The sequence below is a fragment of the Streptomyces sp. AC602_WCS936 genome (genome assembly GCF_019049125.1).
Lineage (GTDB): Bacteria > Actinomycetota > Actinomycetes > Streptomycetales > Streptomycetaceae > Streptomyces.
Window position 1 is genome coordinate 181,025 of the sequence record NZ_JAGMUF010000090.1, and the last position, 16,127, is coordinate 197,151.

10 protein-coding genes are annotated in these 16,127 nt (G+C 70.8%); 6 read left to right on the top strand and 4 right to left on the bottom strand.

Going from position 1 to position 16,127, the window contains the following annotated elements:
* The 5 genes from KUM03_RS26160 to obgE all read left to right on the top strand — a co-directional run.
* The coding region (locus KUM03_RS26160; RefSeq protein WP_217251853.1) for an Rne/Rng family ribonuclease at positions 1 to 3,563 on the top strand (3,563 nt) is incomplete at its 5' end.
* 147 nt (positions 3,564 to 3,710) lie between these two features.
* Positions 3,711 to 4,772, top strand: a complete 1,062-nt coding sequence (locus tag KUM03_RS26165; RefSeq protein WP_217251855.1) for an iron-containing alcohol dehydrogenase family protein — start codon at positions 3,711 to 3,713, stop codon at positions 4,770 to 4,772.
* 213 nt (positions 4,773 to 4,985) lie between these two features.
* Entirely contained in the window at positions 4,986 to 5,306 is a 321-nt protein-coding gene (rplU, locus tag KUM03_RS26170; RefSeq protein ID WP_007449531.1) for a 50S ribosomal protein L21, read from the top strand.
* Positions 5,307 to 5,320: 14 nt separating this feature from the next.
* Entirely contained in the window at positions 5,321 to 5,575 is a 255-nt protein-coding gene (rpmA, locus tag KUM03_RS26175) for a 50S ribosomal protein L27 (RefSeq protein ID WP_003976205.1), read from the top strand.
* Positions 5,576 to 5,692: 117 nt separating this feature from the next.
* Positions 5,693 to 7,129, top strand: coding sequence for a GTPase ObgE (gene obgE / locus KUM03_RS26180; protein ID WP_217251857.1), 1,437 nt, complete (start codon positions 5,693 to 5,695; stop codon positions 7,127 to 7,129).
* A 58-nt stretch (positions 7,130 to 7,187) separates the two neighbouring features.
* On the opposite strand, the gene KUM03_RS26185 is transcribed toward obgE, so the two are convergent.
* From KUM03_RS26185 to KUM03_RS26200, 4 genes are all read right to left on the bottom strand, one after another.
* On the bottom strand, positions 7,188 to 8,276 hold the full coding sequence (locus KUM03_RS26185; RefSeq protein WP_308406419.1) for an acyltransferase: 1,089 nt from the start codon (positions 8,274 to 8,276) through the stop codon (positions 7,188 to 7,190).
* 304 nt (positions 8,277 to 8,580) lie between these two features.
* Positions 8,581 to 9,726 (bottom strand): glycosyltransferase family 4 protein, encoded by a 1,146-nt coding sequence (locus KUM03_RS26190; RefSeq protein WP_217251862.1) that lies wholly within the window; start codon positions 9,724 to 9,726, stop codon positions 8,581 to 8,583.
* A complete protein-coding gene (locus KUM03_RS26195; RefSeq protein WP_217251864.1) occupies positions 9,723 to 12,602 on the bottom strand; it encodes a CDP-glycerol glycerophosphotransferase family protein in 2,880 nt (959 codons plus the stop codon). Before KUM03_RS26195 ends, KUM03_RS26190 begins: the two co-directional genes overlap by 4 nt.
* 19 nt (positions 12,603 to 12,621) lie before the next feature.
* Positions 12,622 to 14,871 carry a bifunctional glycosyltransferase/CDP-glycerol:glycerophosphate glycerophosphotransferase gene (locus KUM03_RS26200; RefSeq protein WP_217251867.1) on the bottom strand — a complete coding sequence of 750 codons (2,250 nt, stop codon included), beginning with the start codon at positions 14,869 to 14,871 and terminating at the stop codon, positions 12,622 to 12,624.
* A 263-nt stretch (positions 14,872 to 15,134) separates the two neighbouring features.
* Here KUM03_RS26200 and galE point away from each other — a divergent pair, with 263 nt between their 5' ends.
* Entirely contained in the window at positions 15,135 to 16,106 is a 972-nt protein-coding gene (gene galE / locus KUM03_RS26205; RefSeq protein WP_217251869.1) for a UDP-glucose 4-epimerase GalE, read from the top strand.
* The last annotated feature ends 21 nt before the right edge of the window (positions 16,107 to 16,127 follow it).

Sequence of the window (16,127 nt, forward strand, 5' to 3'; positions counted from 1 at the left end):
ATGCCCCCGTACAGCCGGAGCAGGCCGCCGCCTCGGAGCCGGCCGTCGAGGAGGCCGCGCCGCGTCGTGGTCGTCGTCGTGCCACGCGTACGGTGACGGCGCCCGCCGAGCAGGCCGTCGAGACCGCGCCCGCCGCTCCGGCCACGGACGCCGAGCCCGCCGCGGCGCCGCAGGCGGAAGCCGCCGACGACACCGCCGAGGACGCCGGTCCCCGTCGTACCCGGCGTCGTGCCACGCGGCGCGTGTCCGCCCCGGCCGAGCCGGTCGCCGAGGCAGGCACCGACGTGAGCGAGCCCGCGCCCGCCGCCGAGGCCGCCCCGGCACCCGAGACCTCCGCCGAGGACGCCGCTCCGCGCCGTGCGCGACGCCGGTCCACCCGCAAGGCCGCCACCGGTTTCGCCGCGCCCGCCCAGGGCGCCGCCGCGGCTTCCGAGGAGGCGGACGCCCCCAAGCGGCCGTCGCGTCCGGCCGTGGCCGTCTTCCAGGCCCCCGTCTTCGCCGAGCCCCAGTTCCAGACGCCCGAGCGGGCCGCGGCCGAGGCCGCCGCCGAAGCGGCCGGGGCCGCACCGGCGCCGGAGGTCGAGGAGACCGAGGAGCTTCCGGAGGAGCAGTCCGCCGGATCGCGCCGCCGTCGTCGCCGCCGGGGCGCCGCCGAGGAGAGCACCGAAGAGCGGGCCGCCGCCCCCGCCGCCGCGCAGGACGAGCCGGAGGACCGGGCCGACACCGACGCTGACGCCGACGCCGACGAGTCGGGCGAGGACCACGACGACGCCGAGGGCTCCGAGGAGTCCGGCTCGCGCCGCCGCAGGCGCCGGGGCGGCCGTCGCCGCCGTCGCGGCGATGCCGCCGAGGGCGAGAACGGCGAGAACGGCGAGGACACCGAGCACGTCGCCGCCGAGCAGGCCGCCCAGGATGCCGAGGACACCGCCGAGCAGGCGGAGGAGGACGCCGAGGAGAACGGCGAGCCCTCCGGCGAGAGCGGCGGCTCCAGCAGCAGCCGTCGCCGTCGCCGCCGCCGTCGCCGGGCCGGGGACGGCTCCGGTGAGGCCGACTCGTCCGCCGACGACCCCGAGCGCACCGTCGTCAAGGTCCGCGAGCCCCGCCCGAAGCCCGAGCCGTCCGACGAGGTGCAGTCCATCAAGGGCTCCACGCGTCTGGAGGCCAAGAAGCAGCGCCGCCGCGAGGGCCGCGAGCAGGGCCGCCGCCGCGTGCCGATCATCACCGAGGCCGAGTTCCTGGCCCGCCGCGAGGCCGTCGAGCGTGTCATGGTCGTCCGCCAGCACGGCGAGCGCACCCAGATCGGCGTCCTGGAGGACGGCGTGCTCGTCGAGCACTACGTCAACAAGGAGCAGGCCACCTCGTACGTCGGCAACGTGTACCTCGGCAAGGTGCAGAACGTGCTGCCCTCGATGGAGGCCGCCTTCATCGACATCGGCAAGGGCCGCAACGCCGTCCTGTACGCCGGTGAGGTCAACTTCGAGGCGCTGGGCATGGCCAACGGTCCGCGCCGCATCGAGTCCGCCCTGAAGTCCGGCCAGTCGGTCCTCGTACAGGTCACCAAGGACCCGATCGGCCACAAGGGCGCCCGCCTGACCAGTCAGGTCTCGCTGCCCGGCCGCTACCTGGTCTACGTGCCCGAGGGCTCGATGACCGGCATCAGCCGTAAGCTCCCCGACACCGAGCGCTCCCGCCTCAAGACCATCCTCAAGAAGATCGTCCCCGAGGACGCGGGCGTCATCGTGCGCACCGCCGCCGAGGGCGCCAGCGAGGACGAGCTGCGCCGCGACGTCGAGCGGCTCCAGGCGCAGTGGGAGGACATCCAGAAGAAGGCCAAGGGCGGCAGCTCGAGCGCGCCCACGCTGCTGTACGGCGAGCCGGACATGACCGTCCGGGTCGTGCGGGACATCTTCAACGAGGACTTCTCCAAGGTCGTCGTCAGCGGCGACGACGCCTGGCAGACCATCCACGGCTACGTGTCGCACGTGGCGCCGGACCTCGCCGAGCGGCTGTCCAAGTGGACGAGCGAGGTCGACGTCTTCGCCACGTACCGGATCGACGAGCAGCTCGCCAAGGCGCTGGACCGCAAGGTCTGGCTGCCCAGCGGCGGTTCGCTGGTGATCGACCGGACCGAGGCGATGGTCGTCGTCGACGTCAACACCGGCAAGTTCACCGGTCAGGGCGGCAACCTCGAGGAGACGGTCACCAGGAACAACCTGGAGGCGGCCGAGGAGATCGTGCGCCAGCTGAGGCTGCGCGACCTCGGCGGCATCATCGTCATCGACTTCATCGACATGGTGCTGGAGTCCAACCGGGACCTGGTGCTGCGGCGTCTGCTGGAGTGCCTGGGCCGGGACCGGACCAAGCACCAGGTCGCCGAGGTGACCTCGTTGGGCCTGGTGCAGATGACCCGCAAGCGGGTCGGCCAGGGTCTGCTGGAGTCGTTCTCGGAGACCTGCGTCCACTGCAACGGCCGGGGCGTCATCGTCCACCTCGACCAGCCGACGTCCGCCGCCGGCGGCGGCGGTGGCAAGCGCCGCAAGCGGGCGCGGGCCGGCGCCGGCGAGCAGCCGCACGAGCACGAGGCGGTCGCCGGGGTCGAGACCGGTCCGACGGCGGAGCAGGAGGCGGACACCGAGTCCGAGGCCGAGGTCGCCGCCGAGGCGGCCGAGCCGGTCGCCCTCCCGGCGCCCGAGTTCACCCCGGACGAGGAGCTGTACAGCAGCGCCGCCGAGGCCGAGGCCGCCGCCACGCGCGGTCGCGGCCGGCGCCGCACGAGCCGTCGGGCGTCGGCCCCGGCGGGTGCCCCGAAGGCCGCCAAGGGCGAGAGCCCGGCCGCCGCGCAGGCACCCACCGCGCAGGACGTCACGGCCGCCGAGGAGGTCGAGCGTCCCGTCGTGCGGGAGCCCGCCGCCGAGGTGCTGGCCGAGCCCGCCGCCGTCGAGGACGCGGTCTCCGGCGCCCCGGCCCCCGAGGTGCGGGCCCCCGAGGCCCCGGCCGCCGAGGAGGCCGCGCCCAAGGGCCGCACCCGCCGCCGCGCCACCCGGAAGGTGTCCGCGCCGGCCGGTTCGCCCGCGGGTGCCGAGGCCGCCGTCGTGACGGTCGCGGAGACCGCGCAGGCCGAGCAGCCGCAGACCGCAGCCGAGGCGGCACCCGAGGCCCCGGTGGCCGCGGAGCCCGCCGAGAGCGCCGCGCCGGCCCGTCCGCGCCGGCGTGCCGTGCGCAAGGCCACCGCGCCGACCGCGGCCGAGGAGACGGCCGTCGTGGTCGTCCCGTCGGCCCCGGCGGACGAGGCGGCCGAGGAGGGCGCCGAGGCGGCCCCGGCCAAGAAGGCGGCGGCCCGCAAGACGGCCAAGAAGGCGACGGCGAAGAAGGCCGCCACCAAGAAGACGGCGACCAAGAAGACGACGACCGCGAAGAAGGCCACCGCCAAGAAGGCGGCCAAGACGACGACCGCCAAGAAGGCCACGGCGAAGACCACGGCCAAGAAGACGGCGTCGAAGAAGACCGCGGCGGCCGCTCAGCAGAGCCCGTCCTCGGTCACGGCCGCCACCGACGAGGGCTGAACCGGCACCGTCTGATCCGGCAGCTGTCGCAAAACGTGTGGTCCTGTCCGTTCGGAATCCGATCGGGCGGGACCACACGTTTCCCCGGACATGCCCGTGCGCATATCACCGGACAAGTCACCGATCCCCGTGAGGAGAGAAGATCACGTGCCGGTACTGACGAGGCTCATTCCCTCGCCGCTCGCCGTGGACATCCGCCCGGGCGCACTCGACGACCTGGCGAGTGTCCTCGAGGACGAGCGGATCTCCCGGTCCGGACGGCTCGCCGTGGCGATCAGTGACGGTTCCGGGGCGCGGCTGCGCCGACGCCTGGAGCCTTCCCTGCCCGGTGCCGACTGGTTCGAGGTCGGCGGCGGCACGATCGACGACGCCGTGCGGCTGGCCGACGGGATGAAGTCGGGCCGCTACGACGCGGTCGTCGGCCTCGGCGGCGGCAAGGTCATCGACTGCGCCAAGTTCGCGGCGGCCCGGGTGGGCCTGCCCATGGTCGCCGTGGCCACCAACCTCTCCCACGACGGCATCTGCTCGCCGGTGTCGATACTCGACAACGACGCGGGCCGCGGTTCGTACGGCGTGCCGACACCCATCGCGCTCGTCGTCGATCTCGCGGTGATCCGCGAGGCGCCGATCCGCTTCGTGCGCTCCGGGATCGGCGACGCCGTCTCCAACATCTCCGCGGTCGCCGACTGGGAGCTGGCGCACCGGGTCAACGGTGAGAAGGTCGACGGTCTGGCCGCCGCCCTGGCCCGGCAGGCCGGCGAGGCGGTGCTGCGCCATCCCGGCGGCTGCGGCGACGACGGTTTCCTGACGGTGCTGACCGAGGGCCTGGTCCTGTCCGGGATCGCCATGACGATCGCCGGGCGCACCCGGCCCTCCTCCGGTGCCTGTCACGAGATCAGCCACGCGCTCGACCTGCTGTACCCGAGGCGGGCGGCCTCCCACGGCGAGCAGGTGGGCATCGGCGCGGCCTTCGCGACGTTCCTGCGGGGCGACCGCGACGGTTCGCTGCTGATGGCCCGGACGCTGCGTCGGCACGGGCTGCCGGTGGTGGCCGGGGAGATCGGGTTCGGCGACGACGAGTTCGTACGGGCCGTGGAGTTCGCTCCGCAGACCCGGCCGGGCCGGTACACGGTCCTGGAGCACCTCGACATGTCGCCGGAGCGGACCAAGGAGGCGTACGCCGAGTACGTCGCGTCGGTGGCCGGCTGAGGCGCCGCCGGGTGCCCGGGGCCGGTTTGACCCCTGTCGTGCGGCCCCGTAACCTTGACCGTCGGCGTGTCGACTGACACGTCACATCCCCGTAAACCTCATTCCCTCCGGGTGCGGGCCCTCGCGGGCCGGGACCGGGAGAGGCCGTCCGCGCATGCCGCCGGGCGGCTGGACTGCGGGGGTGCCGTTCCCGAGCGAGAGAGTGAGATCCGCGTGTACGCCATCGTGCGCAGCGGTGGTCGCCAGCACAAGGTTGCTGTCGGCGACATCGTTGAGGTTGACAAGATTTCCACCGCCCAGGTCGGCGACACGGTCGAGCTCTCGACCCTGCTCGTCGTCGACGGCGACGCTGTGACCAGCGACCCGTGGGTGCTGGCCGGCATCAAGGTCCAGGCCGAGGTCGTGGACCACCACAAGGGCCAGAAGATCGACATTCTGCGCTACAAGAACAAGACCGGCTACCGCCGCCGTCAGGGCCACCGCCAGCAGTACACGGCGATCAAGGTCACTGAGATCCCCGCGGCTGCGAAGTAAGGGACTGAGGAGACATGGCACACAAGAAGGGCGCATCGTCCACCCGGAACGGTCGCGACTCCAATGCCCAGCGGCTCGGCGTGAAGCGCTTCGGCGGTCAGGCCGTCAACGCGGGTGAGATCCTGGTCCGCCAGCGCGGCACCCACTTCCACCCGGGCGCGGGCGTCGGCCGTGGCGGCGACGACACGCTGTTCGCCCTGCAGGCCGGCGCGGTGCAGTTCGGCACCCACCGTGGCCGCAAGGTCGTGAACATCGTCCCGGTCGCCTGACCGGAACACTTTCGCGAGGCGGGCCTCACTTCCCCGAGGGGAAGCGGGTCCGCCTTTCGCGTGTTACCCAAGAGACATTCCGCAGTAGGCAGTAACCGGTAACTGGAGGCACATCCCATGACCACCTTCGTGGACCGCGTCGAGCTGCACGTCGCCGCGGGTAGCGGAGGCCACGGCTGTGCCTCCGTCCACCGTGAGAAGTTCAAGCCGCTCGGCGGCCCGGACGGCGGCAACGGCGGCCGTGGCGGCGACGTGATCCTCACCGTCGACCAGTCGGTGACCACGCTCCTGGAGTACCACCACTCCCCGCACCGCAAGGCCACCAACGGCAAGCCCGGTGAGGGCGGCAACCGCTCCGGCAAGGACGGCCAGGACCTCGTCCTCGCCGTCCCCGACGGCACCGTGGTCCTCGACAAGGCGGGCAACGTGCTCGCCGACATGGTCGGGCACGGCACCTCCTACGTCGCCGCACAGGGCGGGCGGGGCGGCCTCGGCAACGCGGCCCTCGCGTCCGCGCGCCGCAAGGCCCCGGGCTTCGCGCTGCTCGGTGAGCCGGGGGACCTCGGGGACGTCGTCCTGGAGCTGAAGACCGTCGCCGACGTGGCCCTGGTCGGCTATCCGAGCGCCGGCAAGTCCTCGCTGATCTCCGTGATGAGCGCGGCGAAGCCGAAGATCGCCGACTACCCCTTCACGACGCTCGTCCCGAACCTCGGCGTGGTGACGGCCGGTGAGACCGTCTACACCATCGCCGACGTCCCCGGCCTCATCCCCGGCGCGAGCCAGGGCAAGGGCCTCGGCCTGGAGTTCCTGCGGCACGTGGAGCGGTGCAGCGTGCTGGTGCACGTCCTGGACACGGCGACGCTGGAGTCCGACCGCGACCCGGTCTCCGACCTGGACATCATCGAGGCGGAGCTGCGCGAGTACGGCGGCCTGGACAACCGGCCGCGCGTCGTCGTCCTCAACAAGATCGACGTGCCCGACGGCAAGGACCTCGCCGAGATGGTCCGCCCCGACCTGGAGGAGCGCGGCTACCGCGTCTTCGAGGTGTCGGCGGTGGCCCACATGGGTCTGAAGGAGCTGTCGTTCGCGCTGGCCGACCTGGTGGCCCAGGCGCGCGCCGCCCGGCCGAAGGAGGAAGCGACGCGGATCGTCATCCGGCCCAAGGCCGTGGACGACGCGGGCTTCACCGTCACCCGCGAGGAGGACGGCCTGTTCCGGGTGCGTGGCGAGAAGCCCGAACGCTGGGTGCGCCAGACCGACTTCAACAACGACGAGGCCGTCGGCTACCTCGCCGACCGGCTCAACCGCCTCGGCGTCGAGGACGAGCTGATGAAGGCCGGCGCCCGGGGCGGCGACGGCGTGGCCATCGGCCCCGAGGACAACGCGGTCGTCTTCGACTGGGAGCCGTCCGTGTCGGCCGGCGCCGAGATGCTCGGCCGCCGCGGTGAGGACCACCGCCTCGAGGAGTCCCGCCCCGCCGCCCAGCGGCGCCGGGACCGGGACGCCGAACGGGACGAGGCGCAGCGGGAGTTCGACGGTTTCGAGCCGTTCTGACGCTCACCCGAGGCCGTGTGCCGGTCCGCAACGGCGGCACCGGACACGGCCTCGGGCGTCATGACCGCCGACGCGGTGCCGGCGCCTTGAAACCGAACTCGGCACTCTTCAGCCGCCGCCGCATGGCCTGCGCGATCGGCCGCTCCACGAATCGCTGGACGACGTACGACAGGGCGATGAGCCCGCCGGCGGTGACCAGGACCAGCGTCCAGGGGTCCACGCGGTCCCCGAAGTGGTGGAGGATGCTCACGCCGATGACGTCGTGCAGCAGGTACAACGGGAACGTCAGGGTGCCGGCGACGGTCAGCCAGTGCCCGCGGATCCTGCTGGTCCAGCCGAGCGCGATCGCCGCGACCAGCAGGAAGAACACCGTGGTGGCCAGGACCAGCCAGCCGCGCCAGGGGGACCACGTGTCCCAGTTGTTCCGGCCTCCGTGCGGGGCCAGCAGGAAGTGCAGGGCCAGCAGCCACGACATGGCGACAATGCCCCACAGCAGCGGCGTCGGCCGGTAGCGGTACATGAGGTGGAAGGCCATGCCCGCGATGAAGAACGGGGCGGACGTCGGATTGACCAGCAGCGTGAGCAGCGGGATGCCGGCACTGGGCGCGAGCACCGCGGCGACCGTCCACAGTCCGCAGAAGATCACCACCCGCTGGTAGGTGAGGCCCTTCCACACCACGACCGCGAACGTGAGGTAGAAGCAGAGTTCGGGCCAGAGCGTCCAGTAGACCGAGTCGAGGTTGTCGACACCCAGCGGAGTCTGCAACATCGTGAAGTTCGCGAAGAGCATCCGCGGGTTGGGGTGGCCGAACGGTGTGTCGAAGGTGTAGATCACGCCTGCCGACACGATGATCGCCACCCAGTACATGGGGTACAGCCGGGTGACCCGCGAGATGAAGAAGTCGCGCGGTGTTCGACCCCACGCGCTCATGCAGATGACGAAGCCGCTGATGAGGAAGAACAGGTCGACGCCGAGACGGCCGAAGGCGAAGTAGCGGTGCGCCTCCGGGAAGATCTCACCGGGCGGGCGGCCCCAGACGATCTCCATCGCCCCCGGCGTCTGGCCCACGAAGTGGAAGAGGACCACCGCCAGTGCCGCCAGGAACCGCAGACCGTCCAGGGCGGCCAGCCGGTTCCTGTGCACCACCGGTCCCGCCTGAGGCACTTCCGCCTCGGCGGCCGGCCGCGGCGACGGTACGTCCGGCTCTACCGATTCCCCGTTCACCTGCCCGGTGGAACTCTCCGACGGTACGGGTCGATCCGCCTGGCGCATCCATTTGCCTTTCCGGTGACAGTCCTGCACACGACGCCCTCGGGGCGCGACTGCATGACCGACAAACGGCAGAAATGGTTGCAGGGGTGCCTCCCGGCACATGCGGCCGGGGTGCCAGGCCGGTTCGCACCGGCCGGGCACCCCGGACCAAGGCCCCCTGCTGGCGGAGGCGCGGGACTCAGCGCTCCAGGAACGCGAACAGCTCTTCCCACTGGTCGGTGATGGCCGACGGGGAGTACCGCTGCACGTTGGCACGTGCCTTCTCGCCCATCGAGTCCCGTAGTTCCTGGTCCGTCATCAGCCGGCCCAGCTGACGAGCGAGTTCCATGGTGTTGCCCGGACGGGCCAGGACGCCGTCCTCCTCGTCCTGGACGATCTGGCGGACGCCCGGCGCGCAGTCGAAGGCCGCGCAGGGCACCGCACAGGCCATCGCCTCGAGCAGGGCCAGCGGGAAGCCCTCGCCGCGGGAGGACTGGACGAACACCGAGGCGCCGTGCAGCGCGCCCACGACGTCGTCGGTCTGCCCCGCCCACTCCACCGAGTCGTCCAGCCCCAGACGGGTGCACTGCTGCTTGAGTGCACTCTCGTCGGGCCCGGAACCGTAGATGCGCAGCCTCCACCCGGGATGCCGGGGCGCCGCCTCCGCCCAGGTGTCGAGGAGCATGTCGATGCCCTTCTGGTGACCGAGGCGGCCGATGCTGGCGACGACCTTCTCGGTGCGGGAGGAAGGCACCTCCGGCATCATCGGCAGCGGGTTCGGCATGAACCCGACGTTGTTGAGGCCGCGGCCGACCCAGAGGTCGGCGTCCTCCTGGGTCAGCAGCAGGAGCCGGTCGATGTCCTTGTAGTACCGCTGGACGCGCCGGAAGCGCGAGGAGCCCTTGGAGTACTCGTAGGACTCGTGGCTCATGCCGATCACCGGGTGACCGGCCGTGTCGGCGACGGCCACCCACTCCATGGCCCACACCTGGGTCACGATGATCATGGCACCGGGCCGGGCGCCGCGGAAGAGGCGCGACAGCCGCTCGGCGGCCTCGCGCATGCCCGCCTCCCGGGCCGCCTCGCGCCGGCGGGCCGCCACGTTGGCCCGGTCGCGCAGGCTGCGGGCCTGCCACGGGCCGGGCGGGCGCTCGTCGTAGAGGGTGACGGTCTCGAAGGGCGGATTGTCGCCCAGGTCCATCGGCACATCGGGCGGGGCGATGCCTACGACGGTCACGCGGTGGCCGCGTTCGGCGAAGAGCCTGGCCATCAGGGCCTGCCAGCGAGCGACGCCACCCAGTTCGTTGACCTCGTTCGCCACGAAGATGATGTCGCGCTGTGTCATCGGGCTTCTCCCTCGGCACCGAAGAAGCGGTCCACGATGCGGGCGGCCGCGTCACCGCGGTCGTACTCGCCGTACTGGCTCATGAATTCCTTGATCCGTCCTTCGCAGCCGGACGCGAGGGCGTCCAGGTCCGACAGCACCTCGAAGAGTTCCTCCGATGTGCCGGCCACCGGCCCGGGGGCCTGCTCGGACAGGTCGAAGTAGGTGCCGCGGCTGTTCTCCGCGTACTCGTCCCAGTCGTAGGTGAAGAACACCATCGGCCGCTGGAGCAGCGAGTAGTCGAACATCACGGACGAGTAGTCGGTGATCAGGACGTCCGAGAGGAGCATCACCGGGGTGATGTCGGGTTCCTCGCTGACGTTGATCACCCGGCCGGCGACCGACGGCGGCAGCGTGACGTTGTTGAGATAGTGCGTGCGGATCAGCAGCGTGAACCGGTCGCCGAAGCGGTCCGCGAACTCCTCGACGTCGAAGGGGAACTCGAACTTGCGCACCTTGCCGTTGGCCTGCGCCCGGAAAGTGGGGGCGTACAGGACGACGGGGAGGTCGCTGCGGATGCCCAGCCGCTCGGCCAGTTCCCGCGCGGCCGGGTCGGGGGTCGTCGAGTCCCGCGCCCGCACCAGGGCGTCGTTGCGCGGGTACCCCGTGCGCAGCAGCTTCTCCTCCGGTATTCGATAGGCGCGGGCCAGCGTCTTCTCGTCGTGTTCGCCGCGCACCACGAAGTGGTCGAAGCGGTCGATGGACCGCTGGTAGGCCTGCTGCTCGTGCTCGGGCATGATCCGGTAGTGCGGCTCGTCGAAGCCCATGCGCTTGAGCGCGGAACCGTGCCAGGTCTGGATGTAGGTCGTCTCCGGCCGCTTGGGCAGCTTCAGCGGGAAGCCCTGGTTGTCGATCCAGAACTCGGCCTGGGCCAGAGCCCTCAGGTACGGCCAGGACCAGCGGCGCACCAGCTCGACGTCCTGCGGGAAGCCTTCGGGGCGGGAACCGGCGTACGACCAGTAGACCTTGAGAGGCACACCGCGCCGGCGCAGTTCCTCGTAGATGGCGCGGGGGCTGTCGCTGTACTGCTTGCCGAGGTGGCTCTCGAAGACGACGGTGCCCTTGCGTACGGGCAGCACCCGGATCATGCGCTCGAACGTCTCGATCTTGCGCGGACCGGAGTGCAAGTCCTTGCGCACCGAGTAGACCTTGCGCACCATCTTCTTCGCCACGCGGGCGGGCGGGCTCTGGATGTTGCGCTGCACGAGCGACGACGTGCGCTGCGCCAGCTTGCCGTGCTGGGTCAGCCGGAAGGCGAGGTGTCCGTTGGCCGAGGCGTGCGGGAGGATGCGGTCGGCCATCATCCGGCCCAGCCGTGGCCGGATCCGGATCTCGCCGGCGCCCTCCAGGTCGGTGCGTCCGACGGTGAGCCGACTCGTGGTGCGGTGCTCTCCGTCCACCGTGAGGTGCAGGCGCACGTCCCAGACGTCGTCGACGAGGCCGACCGGGCGCAGCCGGCTCGCCAGCGCGGCCGTCGCCTGCCAGGTCACCGCCTCGCCCTCGTGCCGGATGTCCGTCACCGGGAAGCGGAACGACTGCAGGCTCTTGCGGCGGGCGCGGAACTCCAGTTCGCCCTCGAGGCGCGCGTCGGGGGCAATCACTCCGAGAGGGTTGACCAGGGAGCCGGCGAGAACGACACCCGCGGCGGTCTCCGTGTACCGGGTCACCGCGTTGCGCAGGTTGAGGCGCTGCACCGGCTTCGCGTGGTAACCGAGGTCGGTCACGTCGAGCACGGCACGGCCCATCGGGTCGTCCAGGTGCTCCGCGCACCAGTAGACCCGGCCGTCCCGCTCCAGCAGGGGGCTGGACACCTTGCTCTTGTTGATGAGCGTGTCGATGGCCGGCATGAGGTGCTCCCAGTCCTCACGCAGCAGCAGGTAGGCGCAGAGCCGGTGGATGGGGGAGAGCTCCGCGTACGCCTCGTCGGGGAAGTCCTTGATGTAGCCGCCCGCCATCTGGGCGAAGTGGTGGCGGTACTCGTCGTCCAGGAAGGGCAGCTCCCGGAGGTACAGGACAAGGTCGTGCTTGAGGAACTTGGTGTCCTTGTGCAGCTTCAGCCCGTCGTGGCCCTCTTCGGCGAGGATGCGGTCGATCCGGCGGTGGATCTCCAGCCGGTCGGCGAAGTTGTTGATCTCGTGGCGGCGGTTGCTGATCGACTTCGCCTCGGTCTTCTCGACCACGTTCCAGTGGTAGACCGTGTTGGGGATCAGCGTGATCCTGGACGCGGCCAGGTAGGCCTGGGCCGAGAACAGCAGGTCCTCGTAGTGGATGCCGCGGGGGAAGGTGAGGCCGCTGTCGACGAGGAACTCGCGCCGGTAGCACTTGTTGGTCGACAGGGTGTCGAAGACGAGGAGGTCCGGGATTTCCGCGATCGAGTCGAAGGTGCGGGTCTGCCGGTACAGCCACGGGTACCACCTGGCCGTCTTGCCCGACCGGCTGTCCGTGTGGACGCGCAGGCAGAGGCCGGAGACCAGGTCGGCGCCGGTACGCTCGGCGGCGTCCAGCATGTTGCGGCAGGCGTTCACCTCGAGGGTGTCGTCGCTGTCGAGGAACATCACGTATCGGCCGCGGGCGATGGCTATGCCCTGGTTGCGCGGCTCGCCGCAGCCGCCGCTGTTCTCGGCCAACTGGATGGCCCGCACCCGGTCGGAGGAGGCGGCGAGCTGCTGGGCGACCTGGTAGGAGCCGTCGGTGGAGTGGTCGTCGGCGACGATGACCTCGACGTTCTGCAGCGTCTGGTCGAGAACCGACTGCACCGCCGTCGGCAGACGATCGGCGTCGTTGTAGACGATGACAACGACGCTGATGTCGGGTGTTCTGTCGTGGTGCTGGGACACAGCAGCGGCTACCTCTGACTCAAGGAACGGATATCGGGTCTGTCGTGGCGATGCCTGGGCCGGGAGGCGGAGCAGGCACCCGCTCGTCCAACGGCACGATCGGCGGCAGTTTCTCCAGCGGCTCACCCAGGAAGACGTGCCGGACCACCCGTTCGGCTGCGTGTCCGTCGTCGAAATCACAGAAACGCCGCCGGAACCGGGCGCGCGCCTCTGCCGCCCGGTCGTCGCGCCACTGGCCGGAGCGGAGCAGTTCGGTCAGTTCTTCCTGGGTGGTGGCCACGGACCCGGGCGCCTCCCGCAGGACATCGAAGTACGTTCCCCGGACGACGGAATAAGTCTCCCAGTCGTCGGCGAAGATCACGATCGGACGGTCGAGGTTGGCGTAGTCGAACATGGCCGACGAGTAGTCCGTGATCAGACCGTCGGAGGCCAGGTAGAGCCGTTCCACCGAAGGGTGGGACGACACGTCGACGACTCGTCCGGCGGACTGCAGGTCGGTGAGGCGGGAGGAAGCGCCGTAGAAGTAGTGGCCACGCACCAGCAGGGTGACGCGGGGGCCCAGCTGTTCGGCCAGTCGCTCCAGGTCGAGGCGGGGTGTGAACCCGCGCTGGTACTCGCGGTGGGTGGGCATGTAGAGGAGGGCCGTGGTGCCCTCGCGCAGCCCGAGGTCCGCACGGGCCGTGCGGACGTCCTCGGCCGTCGCGGTGACCAGGACGTCGTTGCGCGGGTAGCCGGTGTCCAGCGACGCGAACGAGGCGGGATAGACCCGCTCCCACACCGAGGTGGAGAACCGGTTGGAGCTGACGCTGTAGTCCCAGCGGTCGCACCGCCTCAGCAGCGCGCGGAAGCTCATGTTGGTGGAGGCCGGGTACTTCTGCTGGTCCAGCCCCATGCTCTTCAGCGGTGTGCCGTGGTGGGTCTGCACATGGATCTGCCCCTCGCGCTTGACCACGCTGTCGGGGAAGTTCACGTTGTTGACGAGGTACTTGGCGCGCGCCACGGCGGCCCAGTACTCCCGCGAGCCCAGGCGCACGTAGTCCACGCCCGCGGGCACCTGGTCCACCGCGTCCGGCCGGATCGCCCACACACGGCGGATCTGCGGCGCGAGGGAGGCCAGGGCCGCGTCGACGGCCGCGGGGTTGCAGGAGACGCTACGGCTCCAGTAGGCGGAGAACACCGCCAGGTTCTCGTCGAGGGGCAGCCTCAGCTGCGAGCGGTAGAAGAGGCCCATCGCCCGGCGCTTGGACTGGTTGACGACCCGGCGGGCGCGCTTCTGCGCCTGCTGGCGGAGCTTCGACACACGCGTCGCGCCCGCCCAGGCCGCGTACGCGTCACGTTGCAGCATCGCGTACTTCTGGCCCTTGCGGCCTGGCGGCCGCTGGAAGCCCTGGGGCAGGCGCGCGCGGTAGTCGGCACAGGCCCGGTGGAAGAATTCGGCCCGGGCGTTGTGCGGCAGCCGGCCCGGGCGCTCCAGCACGGTCAGGTAGTGGTCGGCCATCTTGCGGAAGACCGGACCCCGCCACCGGGACAGTTCCTCGTGCGCGTCGAGGTGGTCGAAGATCCGGTCGTACTGCTCGAAGACGTCGAAGTGCTTGCGGCTGACCGTCTTGAGGATGTTGCCGCCCTCGCGGCGCTGGCGGTAGAGGACGCAGACACGGTCCAGCACGGCGATCCGCTCGGCGCTGATCATCGAGAGGAAGGTCCAGGGCGCGTCCTCGTAGTACCCGGGAGGGAAGGTCAGCCCGACCCGGTCGATGAAGTCGCGTCGGTAGGCCTTGTTCCAGACGATCTGGAGCAGGTCGAGCAGTTCGGGCCGGGCGGCGAGGGAGAAGGTGTCCGGGCCGGCGTCCTGTGCGAGGAGGTGTGCGAGCTGGTTGCGTTCGACCGCGCCGTACCAGTAGGTGCGGGCGTAGTCGTAGACCAGGATCTCGGGATTTCCGGTGGATTCCAGGCGGTCGGATATCGCCGTCAGTGCACCCTCGGACAACGTGTCGTCACTGTCCAGGAACAACACGTAATCGCCCTGGGCCTTTTCGAGTCCGGCGTTTCGCGCGCGGCCCAGGCCGACGTTTTCCGTGAGGTGAATCACATGAATGCGTGCGTCGCGCTCCGCGTACTCGTCAAGAATGGCCCCCGACCCGTCCGGCGAGCGGTCGTCGACCGCGATCACCTCGAAGTCCGTGTAGTCCTGTCCGAGTACGGAATCGAGGCACTCGTGCAGGTAGCCCTGCACTTTGTACACGGGGACGACGAGAGAGAGCTTGGGCATCCTTTACAACCTGTTCCGAGTCTGACCGGGGACCGCGCGCTGGGGGCCGGGGCGCGCTGGGAGCGTCGGTGGGCCTGAGCGCGCCGCCGCATCAGCGTAAAGGATTCACGTGAAGTTTCCGTGGGCGAGGTGGCAGGTCCGGCAGGCCCTGCACGGCCGCCTGCTTCGCTCCTTATCCGCTGTTCGCCCCACATGTCCGACTCGATTTTCCGGGGCCTGCGGGCGACTCTGCACTCAGAGACGAAGATCTGGGAGGCAAGAGGATGAGTTGGCTGGTCACAGGCGGCGCGGGGTACATCGGTGCGCACGTGGTGCGTGCTCTGGTCGCCGACGGGCAGTCCGTGGTCGTGTACGACGACCTGTCCACCGGAAGCGCGGGGCGAATCCCCGAGGGTGTGCCGCTGGTGGTCGGCAGCGTGCTGGACCGCTCTGCCCTGGATGCCGCGATTCGTGACAATGCTGTGACAGGTGTGGTGCACATCGCGGCCAAGAAGCAGGTGGGGGAGTCGGTGGAGCGCCCGCTCCACTACTACCGGGAGAACGTGACGGGTCTGCAGACCCTCCTGGAGGCCATGGCGTCCGCGGGCGTCGGCCGGCTGGTCTTCTCCTCCTCCGCCGCCGTGTACGGCATGCCGGACGTGGACCTCGTCACCGAGGACACGCCCTGCCTCCCGATGAGCCCGTACGGCGAGACAAAGCTCGTCGGTGAGTGGCTGATCACCGCCGCCGCTCGGGCCCACGGCATTCGTGCCGCGTCCTTGCGCTACTTCAACGTCGCGGGCGCGGCGGCCCCCGAGCTGTCCGACTCCGGTGTCTTCAACCTCATCCCCATGGTCTTCGAGCGCCTGGAGGCGGGCGAGGCCCCGCTCGTTTTCGGCGACGACTACGCCACCCCGGACGGCACCTGTGTGCGGGACTACATCCACGTGGCAGACATCGCCTCCGCCCACCTGGCGGCGGCCCGGCGCCTGACGGACTTCCCCGAGGGCACCGCCCTCACCCTCAACATCGGACGCGGGGAGGGCAGCTCGGTCCGGGAGATGGTCGACCGCATCCTCAAGGTCACCGGCCGGCAGGACCTCGTCCCGCAGGTGACCGAACGCCGCCCCGGCGACCCGGCCCGCGTAGTCGCCTCCGCGGACCGCGCCCGCGAGCAGCTCGGCTGGTCGGCCCGCCACGACCTGGACGACATGATCGAGTCCGCCTGGCAGGGCTGGCGCCGACGGCACGGCTGACGTCCGGCGGCTCGGGCTCGG